This is a genomic window from Oceanobacillus sp. FSL K6-0127 (assembly GCF_037983385.1).
In the GTDB taxonomy this organism is placed as follows: domain Bacteria; phylum Bacillota; class Bacilli; order Bacillales; family Amphibacillaceae; genus Oceanobacillus; species Oceanobacillus profundus.
On sequence record NZ_CP150287.1, the window covers coordinates 3,694,127 to 3,718,881 of the forward strand.

The 24,755-nt window shown below is 37.6% G+C and carries 23 protein-coding genes; 11 read left to right on the forward strand and 12 right to left on the reverse strand.

Annotated elements, in window-relative coordinates; translation table 11 throughout:
- Positions 1–79: 79 nt before the first annotated feature.
- From MHH64_RS18170 to MHH64_RS18195, 6 genes are all read right to left on the reverse strand, one after another.
- Positions 80–1,492 (reverse strand): hypothetical protein, encoded by a 1,413-nt coding sequence (locus MHH64_RS18170; RefSeq protein WP_340002139.1) that lies wholly within the window; start codon positions 1,490–1,492, stop codon positions 80–82.
- Between the two features lie 202 nt (positions 1,493–1,694).
- Positions 1,695–2,486, reverse strand: a complete 792-nt coding sequence (locus tag MHH64_RS18175) for a putative hydro-lyase (protein ID WP_340002140.1) — start codon at positions 2,484–2,486, stop codon at positions 1,695–1,697.
- A gap of 190 nt (positions 2,487–2,676) precedes the next feature.
- A complete protein-coding gene (locus MHH64_RS18180) occupies positions 2,677–3,642 on the reverse strand; it encodes a biotin-dependent carboxyltransferase family protein (RefSeq protein ID WP_118889776.1) in 966 nt (321 codons plus the stop codon).
- On the reverse strand, positions 3,643–4,407 hold the full coding sequence (locus tag MHH64_RS18185; protein WP_095310894.1) for a 5-oxoprolinase subunit PxpA: 765 nt from the start codon (positions 4,405–4,407) through the stop codon (positions 3,643–3,645). It abuts the gene before it with no gap.
- Positions 4,408–4,421: 14 nt separating this feature from the next.
- The gene (pxpB, locus tag MHH64_RS18190) at positions 4,422–5,144 is read right to left on the reverse strand and encodes a 5-oxoprolinase subunit PxpB (protein ID WP_340002141.1); all 723 of its coding nucleotides are present in this window, start codon (positions 5,142–5,144) and stop codon (positions 4,422–4,424) included.
- Between the two features lie 124 nt (positions 5,145–5,268).
- The gene (locus MHH64_RS18195; RefSeq protein WP_095310895.1) at positions 5,269–6,495 is read right to left on the reverse strand and encodes an NRAMP family divalent metal transporter; all 1,227 of its coding nucleotides are present in this window, start codon (positions 6,493–6,495) and stop codon (positions 5,269–5,271) included.
- Between the two features lie 463 nt (positions 6,496–6,958).
- On the opposite strand from MHH64_RS18195, the gene MHH64_RS18200 reads away from it, so the two are divergent.
- Positions 6,959–7,474, forward strand: a complete 516-nt coding sequence (locus MHH64_RS18200; protein ID WP_095310910.1) for a GbsR/MarR family transcriptional regulator — start codon at positions 6,959–6,961, stop codon at positions 7,472–7,474.
- A 169-nt stretch (positions 7,475–7,643) separates the two neighbouring features.
- On the opposite strand, the gene MHH64_RS18205 is transcribed toward MHH64_RS18200, so the two are convergent.
- Positions 7,644–8,810, reverse strand: a complete 1,167-nt coding sequence (locus MHH64_RS18205; RefSeq protein WP_095310897.1) for a toxic anion resistance protein — start codon at positions 8,808–8,810, stop codon at positions 7,644–7,646.
- Positions 8,807–9,451: a 5-bromo-4-chloroindolyl phosphate hydrolysis family protein gene (locus MHH64_RS18210; RefSeq protein WP_251659301.1), complete on the reverse strand. Its 645-nt coding sequence runs from the start codon at positions 9,449–9,451 to the stop codon at positions 8,807–8,809. The genes MHH64_RS18205 and MHH64_RS18210 overlap by 4 nt, the downstream gene beginning before the upstream one ends.
- 579 nt (positions 9,452–10,030) lie before the next feature.
- Here MHH64_RS18210 and MHH64_RS18215 point away from each other — a divergent pair.
- The 6 genes from MHH64_RS18215 (at position 10,031) to MHH64_RS18240 (ending at position 16,834) form a co-directional block, all read left to right on the forward strand.
- Entirely contained in the window at positions 10,031–11,056 is a 1,026-nt protein-coding gene (locus MHH64_RS18215) for an ABC transporter ATP-binding protein (protein WP_095310901.1), read from the forward strand.
- Between the two features lie 291 nt (positions 11,057–11,347).
- A complete protein-coding gene (locus MHH64_RS18220; RefSeq protein WP_340002142.1) occupies positions 11,348–12,367 on the forward strand; it encodes a dipeptide ABC transporter ATP-binding protein in 1,020 nt (339 codons plus the stop codon).
- A 14-nt stretch (positions 12,368–12,381) separates the two neighbouring features.
- Entirely contained in the window at positions 12,382–13,368 is a 987-nt protein-coding gene (locus MHH64_RS18225) for a P1 family peptidase (protein ID WP_340003286.1), read from the forward strand.
- A gap of 223 nt (positions 13,369–13,591) precedes the next feature.
- Positions 13,592–15,049 (forward strand): ABC transporter substrate-binding protein, encoded by a 1,458-nt coding sequence (locus tag MHH64_RS18230; RefSeq protein ID WP_095310920.1) that lies wholly within the window; start codon positions 13,592–13,594, stop codon positions 15,047–15,049.
- A gap of 15 nt (positions 15,050–15,064) precedes the next feature.
- Positions 15,065–16,006, forward strand: coding sequence for an ABC transporter permease (locus tag MHH64_RS18235; protein WP_095310914.1), 942 nt, complete (start codon positions 15,065–15,067; stop codon positions 16,004–16,006).
- Positions 16,007–16,018: 12 nt separating this feature from the next.
- Entirely contained in the window at positions 16,019–16,834 is an 816-nt protein-coding gene (locus MHH64_RS18240) for an ABC transporter permease (RefSeq protein WP_095310916.1), read from the forward strand.
- 350 nt (positions 16,835–17,184) lie between these two features.
- Here the strand turns inward: MHH64_RS18240 and MHH64_RS18245 are convergent, their stop codons facing one another.
- The 3 genes from MHH64_RS18245 to MHH64_RS18255 are packed head-to-tail and all read right to left on the reverse strand — an operon-like array spanning position 17,185 to position 20,463.
- On the reverse strand, positions 17,185–18,627 hold the full coding sequence (locus MHH64_RS18245) for an aldehyde dehydrogenase family protein (RefSeq protein ID WP_118889781.1): 1,443 nt from the start codon (positions 18,625–18,627) through the stop codon (positions 17,185–17,187).
- Positions 18,628–18,641: 14 nt separating this feature from the next.
- On the reverse strand, positions 18,642–19,388 hold the full coding sequence (locus MHH64_RS18250) for an SDR family oxidoreductase (RefSeq protein WP_095310924.1): 747 nt from the start codon (positions 19,386–19,388) through the stop codon (positions 18,642–18,644).
- A 4-nt stretch (positions 19,389–19,392) separates the two neighbouring features.
- Positions 19,393–20,463: a tartrate dehydrogenase gene (locus MHH64_RS18255; RefSeq protein ID WP_095310926.1), complete on the reverse strand. Its 1,071-nt coding sequence runs from the start codon at positions 20,461–20,463 to the stop codon at positions 19,393–19,395.
- Between the two features lie 225 nt (positions 20,464–20,688).
- On the opposite strand from MHH64_RS18255, the gene MHH64_RS18260 reads away from it, so the two are divergent.
- The 4 genes from MHH64_RS18260 (at position 20,689) to MHH64_RS18275 (ending at position 24,046) form a co-directional block, all read left to right on the forward strand.
- Complete coding sequence (locus tag MHH64_RS18260) at positions 20,689–21,381, forward strand: GntR family transcriptional regulator (RefSeq protein ID WP_095310928.1); 693 nt, start codon at positions 20,689–20,691, stop codon at positions 21,379–21,381.
- 106 nt (positions 21,382–21,487) lie between these two features.
- Positions 21,488–22,288: a type II pantothenate kinase gene (coaW, locus tag MHH64_RS18265; RefSeq protein ID WP_340002143.1), complete on the forward strand. Its 801-nt coding sequence runs from the start codon at positions 21,488–21,490 to the stop codon at positions 22,286–22,288.
- Positions 22,289–22,573: 285 nt separating this feature from the next.
- Positions 22,574–23,773, forward strand: coding sequence for an MBL fold metallo-hydrolase (locus MHH64_RS18270; protein ID WP_340002144.1), 1,200 nt, complete (start codon positions 22,574–22,576; stop codon positions 23,771–23,773).
- Between the two features lie 15 nt (positions 23,774–23,788).
- Positions 23,789–24,046 carry a DUF3006 domain-containing protein gene (locus tag MHH64_RS18275; RefSeq protein ID WP_095310932.1) on the forward strand — a complete coding sequence of 86 codons (258 nt, stop codon included), beginning with the start codon at positions 23,789–23,791 and terminating at the stop codon, positions 24,044–24,046.
- Positions 24,047–24,164: 118 nt separating this feature from the next.
- Here MHH64_RS18275 and MHH64_RS18280 read toward each other — a convergent pair whose 3' ends face one another.
- Positions 24,165–24,644, reverse strand: a complete 480-nt coding sequence (locus tag MHH64_RS18280) for a hypothetical protein (RefSeq protein WP_340002146.1) — start codon at positions 24,642–24,644, stop codon at positions 24,165–24,167.
- Between the last annotated feature and the right edge of the window lie 111 nt (positions 24,645–24,755).

The following is a 24,755-nucleotide window of genomic DNA, read 5'->3' on the forward strand; positions in this document are numbered from 1 at the left end:
ATTAATGAGAAATGGAAAGAAATAAATTTCAAATGAATGTTCCCGTACCAATTAGTAAATTGTACGGGGTACGCTTGAACTACCCCAGATAAACCCTCACTTGCACATACCCCATCACTAACACATACAACACAACAGCAAACTTCCAATTAAATTGAACGCCATTTTTAAATCCACTTAATTGATTTTGTCCACTCAGCATAATAATTGGCATAATCACTGGCGATAGCAATATAGAAATAGAGCTTCCCAGTGTAATTGCCAATACAATTAACTCTGGAGGATATGGTAGGTGGATACTTTGTAATATACCAGCTACCAGAACCATTACCGTAAGAGGGCCTAATGCTACAAAACCTAATAGGATTACCATAATCGGCAGGAAATACAATATATTCAAAAATGGCAGCATCTCTTGTAGAGAATAAATCCCATTCACAATAGAGTTCGCAAATTCAGTCTGATTAAGAGCAAAAATTAGAAATCCTGCTCCAAGCATGACACAAAGCTGATAGGATTGCTTTGCCATATCGGTTCTTACATAGCTTTTAGCTAAATCAAATAATTTGTTCATCCTACCTTTAATTATGTAGTAAACTACAATCCAGACCATAACGACCAATGGAATTAAAATAAGCAGCTCCATTGTTACTATAAAATTTAATATAAATATAGTGCCGAACAACGAAATAAACAGGATAATAAATTCTTTAACATTACGGTGCATCACCTTTTTATTGGAAGTATGGTTTAGAAGTTCTGCGATTTCAGTCTTTAATCCAGCCGTCAAGTTTACTCCATACTTTTTTTCTTCCGATTTTGAAAATAGTAGTGCGACAAAAATTCCACATATCGAGATGATTAATCCCTGAATAATAGAAATGCTTAGTGATGCATCCATTGTTTCAACAACATAAGCAAAACTTGGAATACTAATTACCCAAAGCACTGAAAGTGAGAATCCCCGCAGGAGAGCAGTTCCTTTAAAATGTTCCCACGCTTCTCCCTTTTCATCTTTTAAAATCATATTTACAAACTGATACATCATCGTAATCGAGCCGAACAGTAAAAAATAAGCAATAACTTGTGTAAAAGAGATCATACCAAAGTAAAATTTCCGACTAGTATTCAAAAAGCGATGTCCAAATCCCATAATTGCTTCCAAAAATGGCTCTTCTCGTAGCACCCAGCTAATCATTGGTACAATGACAAGGAGCCCAATGATATTTCTCATTTGTAAAAATCCGCTCCAAAATCCTTCTATTAAAGAAGTTTCAGAGAAAAATAAAATCATAAAACCTATAACAAACAATGAAGATGGCATTTTTATTTTTGGAGGTGTGTACTTGACCACCGTAAACACAAAAATTCCGATTCCACTAATGGAAAGGATTCTTGACAGCCATTCATTATCATAAAAATATGTGACGAAATGCAAAACAGTAAACGTTATAATAGAAAGCGTTAAACACCAGTTTGTCAGATTTTTCATTGTAATATCCCCTAGACAACATGTTAACCTTATTCTTCCATAGTTCCGTCAATTCGTCTATAGATTACAGTATGGACAACCGTCATTTCAACTTGTTCCTCCAGACGAAATTTTACTAGTAAACCAATTTAGGCATAATAAAAACTGCTTATCTTGATTAATATCCAAGATAAGCAGTATAAAAATGTAGAAATGTTTCAGACTAAATCACTGCATGTTCTTCATCTTTAACATCCGTTATAAACATATGTCCAGGTGCATGGGTAATTACTAATTCGGGTTTACTTGCCATAACTGCTGCCTGTGGAGTTACACCACACCCCCAAAATACAGGCACTTCATCTTCATGAATTGTTACAGCATCCCCGAAATCCGGATTATCAATTGCGTCGATTCCGATTAAGCTCGGATCACCAATATGGATCGGTGCACCATGGACAGAAGGAAAACGCGAAGTAATTTGTGTTGCTCGAATCGCTTCTGCAGGCTTCATCGGACGCATGCTTACGACCACTGGTCCTTCAAATATACCAGCTGATTCACAAGCTATGTTTGTTTTGTACATGGATACATTTCGGCCTTCCTCAATATAACGAATTGGAATACCATTTTCGAGCAGCGGTTTTTCAAATGTAAAACTGCAGCCGATAAGAAATGAAACAAAATCATCTTGCCAATAAGAAGTTATATCTGTAACTTCCTCAGCAAATTCTCCATTTCGATAAATTCGATATTTTGGAAGATCTGTTTTTAAATCACCGTCTGGCGCAGTCTTATGTGGTATAGATGAGCCGACATCCGTAACTTCTATTAGCGGACAGGTTTTAGGGTTTCGCATACAGAACAATAGAAAGTCATAAGCGTATTTTTTCGGTAAAATCACTAGATTGGCCTGTGTGTAACCAGGTGCGAGTCCTGTCGTCGGCTTTGTCCAATCTCCTTTGCGAATCATCTTTCGAATTTCATTTACTTGTTCATTCGTATCATTAACCACTTAAACACTTCCTTTTTATTCAGTTTACAAATTTAAGATTTTAGATTTACAACTAGTACATCTATGTCAATCTTAATTCGATTTACAAGATGCCTCTGCTTTCCGTGCCATGGTGATTAATACGAGCAGGAAGAATGAGGCATCTTATTCTGTTAAAATCAATTTCATTCTTGACAACCATCATTATTTTCTATCCAATAACTCCTGCTCCCAAACTCAAGCATCTTAACAAACGTTCACGTTTCACATAAAGCAATTGTGCTTCTTCCACTTGGACTGTCTCAAATCGCAATTCACTGCCAGTATATTTCTGAGCTACAAATGGCAGGTCAACAGAAATAACAGTCCCTATCCTTGTATATCCACCGGTTGTTTGGCGATCAGCTAGTAGAACAATGGGCTGTCCACTTGCAGGAACTTGAATCGTTCCAGAAAGCACGGCATCGGATAAAATATCTGCTCCATGCTTATGAGTGAGCTCTGCCCCTTCTAACCTGTATCCCATCCGGTCAGATTGCGTGGATACTTTATAGCTGGATGATAAAAATTGCTCGATGGAACTTTCCGCAATCGCTGCTTGATCTGGTCCAAGGATAACACGAACTTTTTCTACATTTTTGTAATTTGGTACGTATGTGGGAGATAATCCCCTACCAGACACACTTTTTAAAGAGAAACTGAATGGACTGCTAGCTAAGTGATCTCCCTTTTGTAAATATCTTCCTTTAAAACCACCTATCGCGGCTTTCGTATAAGTAGATTTACTTCCCATTACAACAGGAGTATCTATACCACCTGCGACGGCAATATAAGCATATGCTCCGTCTTTTGGTTGTCCAAAGGTGATAACTTGTCCCTTTCTAACAGAAAATGATTTCCATACCGGGAGCAGTTCCCCATCTAGCTTGGGTGATAAATCTGCACCACAAATAGCAAGTACAGTATCCTCAAGTATTCGGAGTTCCGGTCCCATAATCACAATTTCAATTCCTGCTGCTTCTCGAGGGTTACCTACTAAGATATTTCCAACCTGTAACGCGAAGCTATCCATTGCTCCTGATACAACAACGCCAAATGCCTGAAACCCAGTTCTTCCAAGATCTTGTACAGAGGTTGCTAGACCTGGCTTTACAACTTCAATAATTGTATTACTCATTTACTTCCCTACTCTTTTTATGATAATTCCGTTCTCCGTTAATGCTGTACATAAACGTTTAGCAAACTCCAGCGACTTTGGTTCGTCCCCATGAATGCAAATAGTATCTGCATTGATTGCTATATCTGAGCCATCAACCGCCTCTACTTTGCCATCCTTTACCATCCGAATGACACGGCTAACTGCTTCGTTTGCATCCTCAACCATCGCATTTTCAAGCGTTCTTGATGTTAGTGAACCATCCGGCTGATACGTGCGGTCAGCAAAAACTTCTTCAGCAACAGGCAATCCTGCTTTTTCCCCAGCTTTGACTAACTCACTTCCTGCTAGACCATATAAAATAAGTTTCGGGTTAATTGCATAAACTGCTTCAGCAATAGCTTGGGCAATTTCTGGATCTTTTCCGGCCATGTTATACAACGCCCCATGTGGTTTCACATGATTCAATGCATTTTGATTAATATGGGTAAAAGCTTGAAGCGCTCCAACCTGATAAATCATAAGATTATAGACATCTTGCGGATCTATTTTCATTGGACGACGACCAAACCCAATTAAATCCAAAAGGCCAGGATGAGCACCAATTCCTAGCTTTTTCTCTGTCGCCATTTTTACCGAGTGTTGCATTACATTATAATCTCCAGCATGGAAACCACATGCAATATTGGCAGAAGAAATATAGTTCATCACTAAATCATCCATGCCAATTTTAAATGCTCCAAAGCTTTCTCCTAAGTCACTATTTACGTCAACAAAATAGGTCACGTGCTAAAACCTCCCTATTCTATGAATGTTTCTACATAAGGAATATACGTTCCTGCATTCACTTCTTTCTCAATCACTTCATATTCTTCAACATCAATTGGTTTAAAACGAATATAATTACCTGCTCGCAAAAGAATTGGAGACGAGCTGTTCGGATCATATAATTTTATAGGTGTTCTTCCAATAATTTGCCAGCCACCAGGCGATTCAAGTGGATAAATTCCAGTCTGCTCACCTGCAATCCCTACAGATCCAGCCGGAATTGCAGCACGAGGATTTTCAAGCCTTGCTGTTGCAATTTCCTTGGACATTCCCCCAAGATAAGCAAATCCTGGGATGAATCCCATCATATAAATTAAATAGTCCCCACTTGAATGAATGGAAATCACTTGCGATTCATCGAGGTTATGAAGACGAGCAACTGCTGCTAGGTCAGGTCCCATCTCCCCTCCATAACAAACTGGAACATGCATGATTTCTGCAGGTGGAAGCTCCATATCTGAAAGCCTGTTTTGCAACTTCTCCATTTGAGTTACTAATGCACTATATAAAATCGTGTATGGATCGTACACAACCGTAATCGCTGTGTACGTTGGAACCCACTCAATTACACCCGGTATTCCTTCTTTCTCTAATAAAATACAGAAGCTGCGAATTTGTTGGTTTATATCTTTTGATATATGGTCACCAAACTGAATCCGTAGACCTGTATCCCCAAAAGCACTTATTTGAAACATACGTATCCCACCATTAAAATTAATCATTATTAGAGGTTGTTCAAAAAGTCTAACCTCCTTTTTGAACACGCACTATTATATATAAAAAACAAAGTTATATCTTAAAAAATATTACTGCGCAACATTAGAAAAGTTGCGGCAATGTTTGAATTAGTGTTCTAATTCCAAGGAACGTTGTCAGCACTACTATAATTATACCAAAAACAGTCAACCAGACAGGATGTTTATAATCACCGACAATTTTTGTATTATGTGCAGCAAGCAGAATAGACCCTAATGTCAATGGTAAAATTAAACCATTTACAGCACCAGCAAACACGAGCAATGTAACAGCTTGGCCAATAAACACAAAAATGAGGGTTGATAATAATATAAACCCAATTATCCAATAACGATAATATTGATCAATTTTTTCGTGGAATGTGCGTAAAAATGATACAGATGTGTATGCTGCACCAATAACTGAGGTAATTGCCGCAACCCAGAGTACAAGACCAAACATACGATAGCCAAATTCACCTGCAGCATATTGAAATACAGTTGCAGCAGGATTATCCGGATCTAAAGATACACCGGCTGAAACTACCCCAAGTACTGCTAAAAACAGTAAAATTCGAATCGCAGAAGCAATTAGAATTCCCATGACGGATGTTCGATTTACTTCAGGAATACTTTCCTTCCCAGAAATACCCGCATCTAATAATCGATGCCCACCAGAGAATGTTATGTATCCTCCAACTGTACCACCAACAATTGTGATAATTGCGTATACATCAAGCTCCAAAGGAACAAAGGATCGGTAAATTGCTTCACCAACCGGTGGTTGACTCACAAACATTACATAAGCAATAAGGATAATAAGCAATGCCCCAAGCCATTTTACAATTTGATCCATAGCAGCTCCTGCTTCTTTTGATAAAAACACAAAAATAGCAATTCCCGCCGTAATGACAGCACCAATTCTCGGATCGATTCCTAGCATTGCATTAATACCTAGACCTGATCCACCAATATTTCCAATATTGAAGGCAATTCCACCAATTACAATAAATATTGCTACAACGAAGCCTAATCCAGGTAAAACTGCATTGGCAATCTCCTGACCACGCATCTTCGAAACCGTAATTATTCTCCAGACATTTAACTGCGCACCGATATCTAATATGATCGAAGCTAAAATAACAAAGCCGAAACTTGCCAATAGTGCTTCTGTAAAATACGCTGTTTGTGTTAAAAAACCTGGCCCAACTGCTGATGTAGCCATTAGAAAAGCAGCACCAATTAACGAATTTCTCCTGCTTTTCTTGTCTTTCTCTGTCATCACATGATGACCTCTATTTTTATCTGTCATGATGTCACACTCCTATGTTGAAATACCCCAGATTGATTGTCAATTATCGAATGAAATGAAGAAAGATTTTATTATTATAGCACAAAACGTATTTTTGATAACTTTTGAACTAATTATTCCCATCAAGAAATTATAAATTCTATGCTCACAGCAGAAGATAACTCACTTTCAATTACCTATCATGAGCATGTATATATTTCAAAAATGAGGAAACCTAGATGTAGATATTCTAACAGTGATTCAATATCTAAAATAATAATTTTACAAACTGGATAAAATGTAAACTTTTTATATACAATAAGATTATAATTAGTATAAGCTAAACTTTTCTAATGTATCCTTACATTTACTCTATTTTACACTCTATTATTAGAGTTTAATTTTTTAACATTCTGTGGTAAAGTGGCTTAATAAAGTTGATAATTGGTAGGTGAGCCTATTGGAAGAAAAGGCATCTTTAAAAATGATGCAAATTGAAGATAAATTTATTGAAAATATCGCGGATAATATGCGGATGTATGGGATTTCTACAACTGTGGGCAGGGTGCTAGGCATCATATATATTAATCGAAATCCGATGACATTGGACGAACTATCTGAAGCTACTGGAATGAGCAAAACGAGAATGAGTCAAGTCGTTCGTGAAATGGTCGATCATAATATTGCCGAGAAGGTATTTGAAAAAGGGGTTCGCAAAGACATTTATAATGTGGAGCAGGATTATTACCAGACCTTTATTTCTTTATTTACATCCGGTTGGCAGCGTGCAATTAAGCGGAATAGGTTAGTTGGTAAAAAGTTATCTGCCGAATTAGCAAACCTCCTTGAAAACGAAACAATAAATGAAGAAACAGAAGCAAAAATTAATGATTTGTTAAGTGAAACAAAAGAATGGTTAAACTATTATGACTGGCTTCATCGTTTAGTTGAGTTTTTTGATAGCGGAGAAGTATTTAATCATGTCCCCAAAGAGAAATAATTGTTAGATAGGTTTTTTCAGAACTAAATTAAAGATTCAAGATATCTAAAAACGTTTTTTCTATATATCATCCAATATTTGCCAAACAAAAGCTGTTGATTTTGATTAAAACCAACAGCTTTATTTAAAGGATTTAATGCAATTGAGGGTTCTCCAGCTCACAAATGTGTTATCGCAATTCTAATAACTTCTGCTTTAGTTCTTCCTCCATGCCAATCAACTCTTGCTCTGCTTGATTGCGCTTCGCACGTCCTTCTGTTTGAATTTGAATCGTTTCTTCAATCGTAGAAACTAAATGCTCCTGTGTCTGCTTCAACGTATCAATATCAACAAGTCCGCGTTCATTCTCTTTTGCTGTTTCAATCGTATTTGTTTTTAACATTTCCGCATTTTTCAGCAAAAGTTCATTCGTTGTTTTCGATACTTGTTTTTGCGCTTCTACCGCGTTGCGCTGCCGTAACAGCGTTAATGCAATCGCAACTTGATTTTTCCATAACGGAATAGCTGTTAAGATAGATGATTGAATTTTTTCAACAAGTGCTTGATTTGTATTTTGAATCAAACGAATTTGCGGAGCAGTTTGCATCGTAATTTGTCTGCTTAATTTTAAATCATGCGTCCGTTTCTCCAAACGATCAGCAAATTGCATGAGATCATTCACTTCTTGAAAATCCATTTGGCTTTGATTAATTTCTGCTTTTTGCTTTAATTCCGGAATTAATTTGGTTTCCAGTTCTTCCAGCTTTACTTCACCGGCGGCAATATATATATTCAATGCGTCATAATAATCTCTGTTTTGATCAAAGAGCTGTTCCAGCATGCCATTATCAGTAATCAATGCATCCTTGCTTCGATCTAGTTTCACTCGAATACGATCGATTTGAGCACCTGTCTTTTGATATTTTGATAAAATCTCATTTACCGTACCAGAAATTTTACCAAACATTCGAGAAAGCAAGCCACGTTTTTCTGGTCGAAGCTCGTCTGGATTAACTTGCTCAAGCTTCTTCATTAAATCACTTAAAATGGAACCGATCTCGCCAACATCCTGTTTTTGCACGTGCTCTAGCATTCCATGCGAAAAATTCAATAGTTTTGATTGTGCCTCTGTTCCATATTGTGCAATCGACCCGTTATTTTTCGGATCAATTTGTTCTGCCAATTGTATTGCTCTTGCTTGATTTTCTTTCGATAACGTATGAATCAACTTCTCAGGCTTGTCTGCATTTTGCTGTGCTAAAGTTTCTGATGAGGAGTATTTAGACTCTCCCCCAAATGGGTTTGCTAATATATCATCAATTGCTTGTGAAGCTTTATGTTGATTGTGTTCACTCATTTCATCATCCCCTTGTTGTTCTTATTCATCCGATGAATGGACTGCTTTGCAACATCAAGTTCGAAGTGTAACGTATCCATATCATCATTAAGCATAACATGTAAATCTTTTTTTATCGTTTCTCCAAGCGTTGTAATTGTTTGACGTGTTTGTCTTAGCGAGCTTTCCATTTCTCTGGTTTTAGCAGGCTGTGTTGCCAAAAAAGCGTATTTTTCTGCTAGCTCTACAAGAGAGTCCAAATGATTATAGAAAAATCCTTCTGCTTGATAAAAACGATTTGGATCCCGCTTTGCATTTATATATATTTTTTGAGCTGTACGGGCAATTTCCAAATTTCGTTTGGCATCCTGCAGTGAGCGAACACGAAATAACGCTTTTTGCAAACGGGAAATCTTTTGCTTTGCTTCTTTTAAGTTTGATTCGATAAATTTGTATTCTCTTCTTGTCAACCCATTTCTTTTCACATACCGATAATCCAAAATTTGCTTGGAAGTAATGAAAAATACAATACCTCCCCCTAATGCGATCAAACTTGATAATAAAAAGGTTTGACTAAAAGCGAAAAAGCTAACAAGCCATGTTAATATCGTACCAGTAAAACCAAGCATGGATTGAATAATAAATTGTAAAAACGCCCTCAAATCCATCAACTCCTATTCGAAATTCCTCTATACAAGTTCAAAAAGGTCATGTCATTCTCCCCAGACTTTTTGAACTACCATTAAAGTCAATTATTAAATAAAATCATTCTCCTACCATTATACTATTACGATAAAGACTCGCAATAGGTTTCAATTTTTTTATGTTCGAACTAAAGTATGATCAAGTTTTGACGAAGGTTTTAGTACTAAACTATTTAAAACAAACATCATACAAAAGGTCAATACATATCGCTGCACACTTTACAAAATGTCTAATGAAGCAACTGTAATTATCCACTATAATTCATATATCCAAATATTTAGAATTAATGTTTAAATACCATAAAATGGTAACGTTTTCAAAAAATATCAGTATTCTTCTTTAGGCTAGTAGATTAGCAAAAATAGTGCATGCGGTAAATAAAGGATACACATATAGCTATTGAAATTTACATCTATATCATTTATCTTATATAATAATATCTGAATATTATTTAATTTATTTTTGGAGCTAATGTTTCGAAAAGTCATATTTAAACAGACGCTGCATTGCAATTCTTAAATGAATGAGGTGGTAGTATGAAACAACTAGGGACAGAGAAACTTCTCGAAGTAAAGGATCTAAAAGTTAATTTTGAAGTTGGCCACAATAAAATTGCAAAGGCAGTTGATGGTGTTAGTTTTTTCATAAATAAGGGAGAAACGGTAGCATTAGTTGGCGAATCAGGTAGCGGAAAAAGTGTTACTTCCCTTTCCATTATGCGACTAATTCCCATTCCACCTGGGAAGATAGTAGGTGGTTCGATTGAACTGGATGGGCAGGATTTACTTAGCTACACTGAAAAAAGAATGAGAAAGGTTCGTGGTGAGGACATCGGCATGATTTTCCAAGAACCCATGACATCCCTCGACCCTGTCTTTCGGATCGAAAACCAGTTGATAGAATCTATTATATACCATCAACGTATCTCTAAAAAAGAAGCGAAACAACGTGCACTGGAGTTATTAAAACTTGTTGGGATTGCAAATCCAGAAAAAGTATTACACGAATATCCTCATCAGTTATCCGGTGGAATGCGCCAACGCGTCATGATTGCCATTGCAATGTCGAATAATCCAAAATTGCTCATTGCTGATGAGCCAACAACTGCCCTAGATGTAACTGTTCAAGCACAAATTCTAAAATTAATGCTTAAAATGAAAGACACGTTTAATTCTTCAATTTTATTAATCACGCACGACATGGGGGTTGTAGCAGAAACTGCTGATCGCGTGTTAGTCATGTATGGTGGTCAGATTGTTGAGGAAGCGCAAGTTAAAGAATTATTTTTAAATCCAAAACATCCGTACACAGCAGCCCTGCTTCGAACAATTCCGAGCTTGGAACAAAATATGCGAAGATTACCTTCCATTCCTGGAAACGTTCCCCCTGCACATAAATTTCCAAAAGGCTGTCGCTTTGCTGACAGATGCGAGTTTGCAATGGATATTTGCAAAGAGGTTGCTCCAGCATTAGACAGTATATCAGATGGACATCAGGTCCGTTGCCACCTCCATGTGAACAAAAGCGGAAGCGCCCGGATAGCGACGTACGGACTGGACTGAACCCGAGGAGATAAAGGAAACATGCCCCTGTAAGGGGTATGCCGATGTTAGGCTTTAGCCTGATTTTAGTCGGCCATCCTTTTACTTGGAGTTGATGTTGACTTTCACCACAAGGGTATAAGTGCGACTAAGCCTCTGGCACGGCCAGTCGGCAAGTCTTCTGTATCGTACGGAGGTGAGGGAAGTTTCGCTAGTCGCTGGGCGCTGGAGCTGGACTAGGCTATTCCGGTACATGAAGTAATTCAGTCATATTTTATACTTTCTTCCAGCACGCGAAAGGAGGACAAGCAGTTGACGAAAAAACAAGAAGTATTACTGGAAGTATTTAACTTAAAAACTTATTTTCCAGTGAAGGCAAATAAAATTGGAAAAAAGCCGGTATTAAAAGCAGTTGATGATATCTCACTTACCGTTTATAAGGGAGAAACACTCGGTATTGTTGGAGAATCCGGATCTGGAAAATCCACATTTGGCCGTACAATTTTAAGGCTGGTTGAGCCAACCGAGGGTGAAATTATTTTCGAAGGTCAGCATATTGAAAACTTAAAACCAAAGGAATTGCAGGTAATTCGAAATCAGATGCAAGTGATATTTCAAGACCCCTTTGGATCACTCAATCCCAGAATGAGAATTGAAGAAATCATTGAAGAACCGATTAAAATGCATACAAGATTATCAAAATCAGAAAGAAAAAGCAGAATAAAAGAATTGATTGAAAAGGTTGGTTTATCGGAGGAAGCATTAAAAAAGTTCCCCCACGAATTTTCGGGAGGCCAGCGCCAACGTATTGGCATTGCTCGAGCACTTGCTATTAACCCAAAATTTGTCATTGCAGATGAACCAGTAAGTGCTCTTGATGTTTCCATTCAATCTCAAGTTTTGAATCTGATGATGGATTTACAGGATGAGTTTCACTTAACTTACTTATTTATCTCCCATGATTTAAGTGTCATCAAACACATCAGTGATCGAGTAGCTGTCATGTATTTAGGAAGAATTGTAGAAATAGGGACGAAGGAATCTATTTATAAGAACCCACTGCATCCTTATACAAAAGCACTGCTCTCGTCTATACCTGTTGTTGATTTTGAGAATAAACGAGAAGAAATTATGATTTCTGGTGAATTGCCAAGTCCAGTAGATCCACCAGTTGGCTGTGCTTTTCACACGAGGTGTCCGTTCGCAATGGATATATGCAGAGAGAAACGCCCACAACTACAGGACATCAATGCAGAGCAACAAGTAGCATGCTTTTTATATAAGAAAGAAGAAACAAAAGAAAATGATCCATATCATACAATTGAAGTTTAAGGGTGATGAATTTGCTGAAATATCACAATATCACAGATGTTCCCGGTATCAAAGTAGGCAATGTAGAGGATATAGACGCATTAACTGGTTGTACCTCCATTATAGCTGAGTACGGCGCTAGTTGCGGTGTCGATGTCCGTGGTTCTGCTCCAGGCACAAGAGAAACGGATGCACTTGATCCCATTAATGCAATTCAAGAAGTGCATGCAATTTGCTTAGCTGGCGGGAGTGCTTACGGTTTAGAAGCAGCGTCTGGGGTTATGCAGTATTTAGAGGAGGAAAATATTGGATTTAACGTTGGCGTTGCAAAAGTGCCAATTGTTCCAAGTGCTGTTATTTTTGATCTTAATATTGGAGATTCCAACGTTCGACCTAATCTCCAAATGGGCTATGAATCTGCTAAAAAAGCTAGAGTTGGGGATTTTCCTCTGGGTAATGTTGGCGCCGGCTGTGGAGCAACAGTGGGAAAACTAGCTGGTCCTGAAAAGGCAATGAAATCAGGGTTAGGTAGTTCATCCCTTGCGGGTGCTTCTGATTTAATTGTCGGAGCAATTGTTTCTGTAAATGCCGTGGGAGATATCAAAAATCCGGATACAAATACAATACTTGCCGGAGCTTGGGACCCCGATGCGTCTATATTCATCAATTGTAACGACTACATAAAACAGAACCAGACACATCAAGCCCAGCCAGGAGCAAACACAACCATTGGAGTTGTTGCAATGAATGCAAAACTAACAAAAGCTGAGGCTAAGAAGATTGCTAGCCTTACACAAAATGCTTTAGCACGAACAATATTCCCTGTTCACACAATGTTTGATGGCGATACTATTTTTGTGTTGGGAACAGGAACGAAGAAATATCCAGTGGATTACTTAGGTGCACTTGCAGCTGAATCAATGGAACAGGCAATTGTAAAAGCTGTTAAAGCAGCAGAATCTATTAATCATATGGAAAGTTATACTAGTTTACAAGAGAGAAAAACAGAAATATCTGGTTAACAACGTACAGAAGTGAAGAAAGTTTCGTTAGAACTTTATGCTTTGCAGGTTTGGTTCTTCCGATATAAGGAATACCTCCAGCTAAATTTTATAGTATCTTTACTAAATAAAAGGGGTGAATGCAGTGTTAAAGAGAAAATGTTGGTTATCATTCGTTTTGGTTTGCGTTCTATTTTTAATCGGTGCTTGTTCAAATTCAGAGGGAGATAATAGTTCTACAGCAATGAGTGGTGATACAAATGGACAATCGTCGTCACAAGCACAGGAAATTCGCGTTCGTATCAATGACGATCCAGACTTTTTAGATCCACACCATGCAACAGCATCAATTTCCTTCCAAATGATTTTAAATATGTTCGAAGGGTTATTTATTCCAGAACAAGACGGCTCCTTAACTGAAGGGGTTGCAGAGAGCTATGAAGTATCTGATGATGGTTTAACGTATACCTTTAAAATCCGTGAAGGGATTACTTTTCATAACGGTGAAGATTTAACAATTGATGATATTATGTATACATTTGAGCGTTTAATGGGACTAGCTGGTGGAGAAAAATTATCCAATAACTTTGATAATGTTGATTCCATTGACACACTGGATGACACAACCTTTGTTATGACATTAAAAGAACCAAACTCGAACTTTCTATACTCATTAACCGCATTACAATCAGCGATTATACCAAAAAGTAATGATGGGAAGCATAATGAAAATCCAATTGGTACAGGACCTTTCGCCTTTGTGAACTATTCACCTGGATCAAGTTTGGAACTGAAAAAACATGAGGGATATTGGCAAGAAGGCTTGCCATATTTAGAAAAAGTAAATTTTATCTTTCAATCTGATGACCAAGCAGCTGTAATGAACCTATTAGCAAATGAGGTTAATCTAACAGGGATTCCTGGACATCGTGTTTCTGAAGTAGAAGGTAACTATAATGTTTCACATCAAAATAACAATTCTAGCTTAATTATTACATTTAATGGTGATAAAGAACCATTTAATGATGTAAAGGTTCGACAAGCAATTAACTATGCAATTAATAAGCAGGATATTATTGATTCTGTATTCTCTGGCTATGCAACGCCAATTGGGTCAAATATGAGCCCTGCTATGGGAGATTATTACTTAGACGGACTTCAGGAGGTTTATAACCGTGATGTAGAAAAAGCAAAGGAACTTCTTGCAGAGGCTGGTTACCCCAATGGATTTTCAACAAAAATAACCGTATCTTCACATAATGATATATACTCCAGTATTGCTCAGATTGCAGTTGAGAACTTAAAAGAAATTGGAATTGATGTTGAGATTGAGGTAGTTGAATGGGGAATTTGGTTAGAGCGTGTTTACTCCGGTCGGGATTATGAAATGACAACCATTGATTTAACAGGACGTCCATCTGCTTATGAGGTTCTTAATGACTACATTTCAGAAAACGATGCGGAGAATTTCTTCCTCTTCGATAATGAGGAATTTGACCAAGTCATGTCAGATGTGCTATTGGAATCAAATCGGGATAAGCAGATTGAATACTATCAACGTGCTCAGGAAATTTTAAATGAACAAGTACCGGCTGTTTATATTGCTGATTATCAAATTCTGTGGGGATCTACGAATAATATTACAGGTCTAAAAAGTTATCCATTCTGGTTCCATGATATGAAAGAAGTTAAATTCGAATAGTGAAGGGCTGGTACTATGTTCTTTTATCTTCGTCGCATCATTTTACTTTTTATAACGGTAGCACTAGTGTCGGTCATTACGTTTGCAGTCTTTCAAGTATTACCAGGTGATCCAATTCGAACAATGCTCGGAACTGAGGCGGATGAGACGCAAATTGAAAATTTAAGAAGCGAGTTAGGTTTAGACCGTCCTTTGTATGAACAGTACTTCACTTGGATTAAGGGACTGTTCACTGGTGATTTAGGGAATTCAATCCGTTTTTCAATGCCAGTCAGTACATTACTAATGGAACGGTTACCCGTGACATTATCTGTAGCAAGTATAGCATTACTAATCGTTTTACTTGTTGCACTTCCGCTAGGGATTTTCGCAGCTCGCCGAAAAAATAAAGCTAGTGATGTCGTTTTATCATCTGTGACCCAATTGGGGATGGCGGTCCCCTCCTTCTGGCTCGGAATGATTTTTATTCTCTATATCGGGATGAATGTAGACTTTTTCCGAATTAATGGATATATTCCATGGACTGAAAGTATTCAGGGTGCATTAAGTACACTGCTATTACCTGCACTAACAATTGCTATTCCACAGGTTGCTGTTAAATTCCGATATGTTCGGACGTCGATTTTAGAGCAGGTGCAGCTTGATTATGTAAGAACGATTCGAAGTAAAGGGTTACCAGAGAAAATCGTTGTTTATAAACATATCTTGAAAAATGCAATGATCCCGATTCTCACTATTTTCGGATTGATCACTGCCGAAATTGTAGCAGGGACAATTATCGTTGAACAAGTCTTTGCTTTGCCTGGAATAGGTCAATTGTTAATCACATCGATAAGCAATCGGGATTTTCCACTCGTACAAGGAATCGTTATGTATATAACTGTTGCCGTTGTATGTATCAACTTTCTTGTGGACATTTTATATTCTGTCGTTGATCCAAGAATCCGGTTACGTTAGGGAGTGTAAACCATGCAAAAACATAAAAAAAATATCAATCTCCTATTGGGATCGGGTATACTGCTGGCCTTTATCGGTATTTTAATTGTAAGTTTTTTCTATACTCCTTACGATGTTAATTCAATGGATATTCCGAATAAGCTAAAAGAGCCAAGCACAACACATATCTTTGGGACAGATGAATTTGGCCGTGATATTTTTAGCAGGATTTTAAAAGGCAGTCAAACAGCGTTTTTAGTAGGTATACTGACAATTGCGATCGGCGGGTTCTTCGGTGTATTAATTGGAGGAATTGCTGGCTATGCAGGTGGATGGCTAGATGAAGTGTTCATGAGAATAATGGATGCTCTCATGGCTTTCCCAGGGATTATTTTAGCTTTAATGCTTGTTGCTGTTTTTGGTCCAGGAATAATTAACACTTCTATTGCACTTGGCATCATTGCTGTTCCAAGTATCGCTAGGGTAACACGGAGTGGCTTTGTACAGCAAAAAGAAGCAGAATATGTGACTGCAGCCAAGCTAATCGGAGTGAAAAACTACAAAATAATGTTTAAGCATATTTTACCAAACATTTCTTCGCAAATTATTGTAGCTCTATCAATTGCCTTTGCAATTGCCATGTTAGCAGAAGCAGCACTCAGTTATTTAGGGTTAGGCGTACAGCCTCCTGATCCAAGCTGGGGAAGAATGTTAAAGGATGCTCAAAGCTACTTAATCAACTCTCCTTGGTATACGTATGCACCTGGTGGGGCAATCACATTACTCGTATTGGGGTTATACCTATTAAGCAACGCATTAAGGGATTTAATGGATCCTCGTTCAAAATAAAGCTCAAAAGCGGAAGCGCCCGGTTAACGACGTACGGACTGCGCCCCGAACTCTGGGGTGGTTCGACAGTCGAACATTCCTACGGAGGAGATAAAGGAAACATGTCCCTTCAGGGGTATGCCGATGTTGACTTTCACCGCAAGGGTATAAGTGCGACTAGGCCTCATGTCTTAGCCAGTCGGCAAGTCTTCTTTATCGTACGGAGGTGAGGGAAGTCTCTCTAGGCGCTGGCGCTGGCGCTGGACGTGGCTTTCCGGTAAAAGAAATACTACATCCACATTTTATGCTTTCTTACACTAAAATAAAGGGATGGTTTTTATGCAACTTCTCGCATAAGAACCATCCCTTCTTTACATATTATATTTCACGGCAATATTTTTAATTTGAACATAATTCTTCAATGCTTCAAATCCTTTTTCTCTTCCTATTCCGCTTTTTTTATAGCCTCCAAATGGCATTTGAACTCCGCCACCAGCACCATAATTATTTACAAATACTTGGCCGGACTTGACTCCCTGAGCTGTATAATGAGCTGTATCAATATTTGAAGTCCAAATTCCTGTTACTAAACCATATTCCGTCTGATTTGCAAGTGCAATTGCTTCTTCTATATCCTCAAAGGTAAAAACAGTAAGAACCGGTCCAAAAATTTCCTCCTGTGCCAATGTACTATTATGCTCCAGACCGTCAATAATGGTTGGTTGAATATAATAGCCACTTGTATCTTCAACTTTAACCGGCTCTCCCCCAGTAAGAATTTTTCCTTCTTTTTTGCCTATTTCCAAGTAAGACAATATCTTCTCATATTGACGTTTATTTAAAATTGGTCCAATGTCTGGATCTTCTATTCCCCGACCAACTTTTAATGCATCAAATTTTTCTGCCAATTGATTAACAAACGTCTCTTTAATTGATGAGTGCACAAGTAATCTTGAGCCAGCTGAACATGTCTGACCTGCATTTTGAACAATTGCATTCTTAACACCCTCTGCCGCTTTTTCTAAATCCGCATCCTGAAACACGATGTTCGGAGATTTCCCTCCTAGTTCAAGTGTTACTGGAGTGACACTTTCAGCAGCAGCCTTCATAACAGTAATTCCCGTTTTTACAGAGCCAGTGAATGTAATTTGATCGACACCTTCATGGGAAACCAGATGGCTGCCTGCAGTTGAACCAAGACCTGTAACATGTTGAAAAATTCCTTTTGGCAACTTACATTGAGCGAACCATTTCGCCAGAGCATTTGCTGTCAATGGTGTATCCTCCGCACTTTTTACAATAACAGCATTACCTGTTGCAATTGCAGCAGCTACACTTCTGGACATAATTTGAATCGGATAGTTCCAAGGTATTATATGGGCGGTCACTCCCATCGGCTCAAGTACAGTTACATCAAGAAGTCCATCTTCAATCGGAATGCTATCCCCCATTAACTTATCTGCCGCTCCAGCATAGAATTCAAAATATCTTGCAGCTGCTTCGATATCATTCCTTGCTTGTGTCATCGGTTTTCCAACATCTAGACATTCCAACTCACTTAACTTATCTTTATTTTCGCGAATATAGGTTGCGAGCTCCATTAACAACTGTCCACGCTCATACGGTTTAAATGACTTCCATTCCTTACTTTCAAAAGCTTCACGCGCAACTTCTACAGCAGTATCAATTTGCTTCTCCGTCGCATTCACAATTTCTGCTAGCTTTTCACCTGTTGATGGATTATATACTGGAAGCCATTCGTCTTCTCCAGCTCCAACCCATTCCCCATTAATCAGCATTTTTATCTTATCCATTTATTTACCCCTTCCTATAAACTTCTTCCACCATCCACATGGAGTGTTGTCCCAGTAACCATCTTTGCTCCATCTGATAACAGATAGCTAATCGCTTCCGCAATATCAGTCGGTTTAATCAGTTCACCTAATGGTACACTCATTTTAAAATCATCTAGTGTTAATCCATTTTCTTGGTCCTTCTCAGATGGAAATTGCACAAGCATTTGTGTTTCCGCTGGTCCTGGATGCAGTACATTAACACGAATTTTATCTTGGGCAACTTCAATTGCGAGCGCTCTTGAGAAAGCTTCTACAGCACCCTTTGTTGCGATATATGATTGAAGACCGGGTCTTGGTCTTGCCACAGAAACAGAGCCAACATTTATAATTGCTCCTCCCTCTTGCTTTTTCATATAGGATACAGCTTCCTTACATGTTAAAAAAATCGAGGTAGCATTAATGCCAATGATTTTATTCCAAAAATCTAAAGAAACATCCTCAATTGGAGTTGATGATTGAGCTATCCCCGCCAGATTCACAAGTCCATCTATTTTCCCATATGTTTCAAAAATCTGTTTAAACACTTCCTTAATCCGATTACTGTCTAAAAGATTTACTTCTTCTTGTCGGAAATTATTATGCGTAATGTGTGCCATACCTTCTAAAGAAATATCAATTCCAACAACAAATGCTCCTTCAGAAAGTAATGTAGAGACGACTTCATTACCCATACCTCCTCCAGCACCTGTAACGATAAATACTTTTTCCTTCTGTTTCACACGTTCACCCCTCTAGAATTTTATTAACAATCTTGTCTCCCATCTCAGCTGTTGATGCATTCCCACCTAAATCTGGTGTTATGTTATCACCCTCAACTAACACACTTTCAATTGCTTGTACAACCTTCTCAGCTAAATCGATATAACCGAAATGATCTAGCATCAAACTGATACTCCAAATTTGTGCAACGGGATTAGCAATTCCTTTGCCTGCAATATCTGGTGCGGATCCGTGTATTGGTTCAAACATAGATGGATACGTACCTTCCGGATTGATATTTCCAGATGGTGCAATACCAATACCACCTGCAATCGCTGCACCTAAGTCTGTTAATATATCGCCAAATAAATTACTGGCAACGACCACTTCAAATTCTTCTGGCTTTAAGACAAAAAAGGCAGCCAATGCATCTATATGATATAAATGGAACGGAATAGATGGATATCCCTTCGCAATTTCACGGACGATGTCATCCCAAAACGGCATCGAATAATTCATAGCATTTGATTTTGTCGCAACGGAAAGCTTGCTCCTTCCCTTTTGTTTTGCATATTCAAATGCATATTTAACAATCCGTTCTGTTCCATACCTTGTGAAAACACTGTTTTGAATCACTGTTTCGTGAGGCGTATTCTCATGAAGCTTCCCACCGCTATTTGAATATTCACCTTCTGTATTTTCCCGAATCACCGTAAAATCGATATCTTCCACCGACTTATAACGCAGTGGGCTTTCAATCCCTTTCAATAGCTTAATCGGCCGTAAATTTACATATTGCTGAAAGGCTCTGCGAATTGGCAATATAAGCTCCCACACCGAAATATGGTCTGGAACTTCCGGTGCTCCTACCGCACCAAATAGAATAGCATCATAGTCTTTAAGGATCTCTAAACCATCATCCGGCATCATCTTGCCCGTCTCTAGATAACGCTTACAATTCCAATCGAATTCGTTTCGCTCAAACACTATTCCACCATGTAAATTTTCCAGGGCTTTTAATACCTTATACCCTTCATGCATAACATCAGGGCCAATACCGTCACCTGGAATTGAGGCGATGTTAAAGTATTTCATTTCTTTCAGCTCCATTCTTCAGTACATCATACGTATTATGTATATGGTATAATAAAACCAAAACATTGTAAATACAAAAATCAAAAAATTCATTATACTTCCAAGAGTGAACCCAGCTTGTTATTTTTATCTATCGGGATTTGCAGATATCATATTTAAACAAGTCTTTAGAAAATCGCATCTAAATCTGAATATATTAAATAATAATAAACCGGAGTGAATAAGATGGAGCCTTTTTCAAAACTAAGTTCAGCAAATAAACGATCAGCAGAGATTGTCGCGCAGATAAAAGCCCATTTATTAAATGGTACGTTAAAACCTGGTGATAAACTACCAACTGAAGAGGAGCTGGTTGAGCAATTTGGTGTAAGCAGAACACCCATCAGGGAAGCTATTAAGACACTGGAGGCAATCGGGATTGTGCAAATTAAACGGGGAGAAGGCATGTTTATCACAAAACAGCCTACGAGCGATTCTCTCAACCCATTGATATTCAGTTTGCTATTACTCAATGAAAGCCTAGATAAACTGATAGAGTTCAGACAACACTTTGAAGTTTTAATGATGAATGTCATTAAATCAAATTGGTCAGAAGAAAAAATTGCAAAGATCAGACAGGTCTATGAATCCCAGAAAGAAACGCTAGCATCTGATATTTCTATTGAAGACTTAGTAGAAATTGATTTAACATTCCATTATGCAATACTGGATACGACAGAAAATGAATATATTATTGAAATCGGTAAAACGATTTATGAATTGTATAAACCGAAAATGCTCCAAGCCAAACATACATGTAATGTTGAAAAAACGCTGAAAGCACATAAATACCACCTAGAATTGCTTTCAAGTAAAGAACCACTGACGCAAATGCAGATAGATGAGATGATTAAGTATAATAAAGAATGGATTGGTTAAACCACTCCTGTTGTTCTTTATTTCATTGAACAATCATCTTACTTACAAAACTAATCATTTACGAGATGCTATTAGAAAGACAAAAAACAAAGCGAGGGATTATATAATGGACAGAATCGGAATTGATGCTGGAGGAACGCTAATAAAAATAGCCTATGAAGAACATGGAAAGCTTCACGTGAAGACATATCCCATCCAAGAAAAAAATGAGCTGCTTCAATGGTTACAATTCATTTCTCCTCATGCTACATTACATGTAACTGGAGGAAAACGTAAGTTGATTTCTCACCAGCTAAGCCAAAACATCCGTGTTTTAGATGAATTCCAATCCCTCATTGAGGGAACGCGCTATTTACTAAGCCTAGAAAAGCAACAAAAGGAAGAGGATTATCTCGTTGTAAATATCGGTACTGGTACATCAATATTCCATGTAACAAAGCATAAGTTTGAGCGCCTTGCTGGAAGCGGTGTTGCTGGAGGAACATTAATGGGTCTTGGTTCATTAATTACAGGAAAAAGCAGTTTTCTAAAACTTATTGCATTAGCTGAGAAGGGAAATCATGAAAACAGTGATTTATTAGTGAGGGATATTTATACACCAAATGAGCCTCCTATTTTTGGAGATCTTACTGCTGCTAATTTTGGTAAAGCTAATCTCAATAAAACAGCCTCAAAAGCAGATCATATGGCTGCACTTATTCAATTAATTGGAGAAATTACGATATCACTTGCTAGTCAAGTTGCAATCCAAAAAGACATAAGCACCATCATTTTTATTGGCAGTACATTAAATGGTAATACTCTTTTAAAAAAGGTATTAAGCAGTTTTCAAGATAAGCTATCCTATGAAGCAATTTTTCTTGATAAAGGAGCATATGCAGGTGCAATAGGTGCCTTAATTTCTTAATCATTACCCATTCATGGACTTCATTAGTTTTAATCGTACTAAATGTAAATCGGAGCCACATACTGGCTTCGATTTCAGATGGCAGAAGATTTTTGGAGATAATCATCTCTTTTTTTAATTCCTTGAGCAATATTACAGCTTGATTATTTTCAACACGGTTGATTACCCCATTAAATTTTTTTATCCGATTAACATACGCTATCTGTTTTCTCCCTAAAGTTTCATAGATTTTACTGCTCCTTTTTGATACCCTTATCTGTGAAAATACTTTTTGGAGGTTAACAATTGAATAGAAGATTTATACTAACTTTGATTTTCATCATCTTTTTAACTGCTTGTGGTCAGACTAGTGATCTAACAGAACCTTTATCCATTGCAAACAACACAAATGATGAACGGTCTGCTTCGCTTATGGAGAAAAATGTGGATACAGGATCAAATGAAACCTCCTCCCTTTCCGATTTAAAAGTTCATTACATTGATGTTGGCCAAGCAGATGCCACGCTCTTCCAATATTCCGATCAAGATAAGTCGTATACAATCCTTTTTGATACAGGAGATTGGAAAGGCGATGAGGTTGTAAATTACCTAAAGGCACAGGATGTTTCTACAATTGACCTTGTCGTTGTCAGTCACCCAGATGCTGATCATATCGGTCAATTGGATGATGTCGTTCAAGATTTTGATGTTGGTGAGGTTTGGATGTCAGGAAATGAGAGCTCCTCTCAAACCTTCATGCGTGGTGTCGAAGCCGTTATTAATAGTGAGGCAGATTATCACGAGCCAAGGGCTAATGAGGAATATGAAATCGGTCCACTAGAAATCACAGTACTTTACCCTGAAACAATTACCGGAAAATCAAACGAAGAATCCATTTCATTACTGTTTACATATGGTAGCACGAAGTTTTTATTTACAGGTGATGCTGGAAAAAGTGACGAACGAAACATCCTGAGCAGTGGAATCGATATAGGAGCGGATATTCTGCATCTCGGTCACCACGGATCCAACACATCAAGTGACCATGCTTTTATTCATGCAGTTGATCCAGTAGTTGCAATCTATAGTGCGGGTGTAAATAATCTCTATGGACACCCTAGTCAAGATGTAGTTTCACATATTAAAGATGCTGGAGTTGAACTGTACGGAACGGATAAAGATGGAACAATTGTAGTCACATCTGATGGAGAAAATTTTCATATTGAAACAAACAAGGAAGAAACAACAACAGATTCCAATACTTCAAATAGTTCTGAGCAAGATCCAGGTGCAAATGCAGAAACGGCAACTGATAATTCTTGTATCAATTTGAACACCGCTACTATTTCTGAAGTTCAAGCAATCATCCATATTGGCCCAGAGCGAGCTGCAGAATTAATAGATTTAAGACCATTTAATGCATTAGATGACTTAAGTCGTATCCAAGGAATAGGACCAGCTAGAATGGCAGACATAAAGGAACAAGATCTGGCTTGTATGGATTAACAGGGAGGGAAACATATGAGAGGAATACTAGATCGATTTGAGGGAGACAAAGCAGTAATTTTACTTCAAGATACGAAAGAAGAATATATTGTAAACGAAAGTGAGCTTCCCGCTGGGAGTAAAATCAATACCGTCTTTGATCTTGAAAAAAATCGTACTACATATAAAATAAAGAGAATTAACATTTCTAACACAGAGGAAGCTGCACAACAATCGTCTGATTTAATGGCAAAACTTAGAGCAAAAAGCAGGAGAAGCAAATTTAAAAAATAGTGGTAGTATTTGTTGGAATAAAGGTTAGCTTTATCATTAATTTAAAGGATAGAGCTAACCTTTTTATTAGGTTTTTAAAGTAATTTTAATAAGTTCCCCACCAGGAATAGATTCGAAATCATGCCTCACCATCTATGATACGCTGCAAGCTTATATTAAAGTCTCTGCCCCAATTCATTACCGCTTCAATGGTAACTCCCTCTTGTTCTGCAATTTCCTTTATCGGCAAATTTAAATATAACGATAGGTAAACCCATTTCCACTGATTTACAGTTAAATTGTTCTCATAATACTCCCATAAGGAAGCACTATTGTCAGGATATGTAACTGGTGAGTTTGATTCTATGGTTGCGACTGGAAGAAGTTTTATTTTATGTTGGTTGATTGATTTAAGCTGAAGTAATTCGAAAATATGCTTACGAATTATAATATTGAAGTATGTAGACAGGACACCTTGCTCTGGCTGTAATGCTAATGTATTCTCTATTCCTTTATTAACGTCGGTATCATAGTTTCTAAGTCGATACAGATGAAAATGAAACCTACTACGATTCTCTTCAAAAATCTCCTCTAAATAAAATTTCTTTACATTCTCCATTCCTTCGCCTCTTTTCCCCCTGTTAGTATATAACAGCAAAATTTTAAATTTTATATATTTCCATCTAATCCCCATTATAGGAAAAAAGTAACAAAAATTCAACAGTAAAAG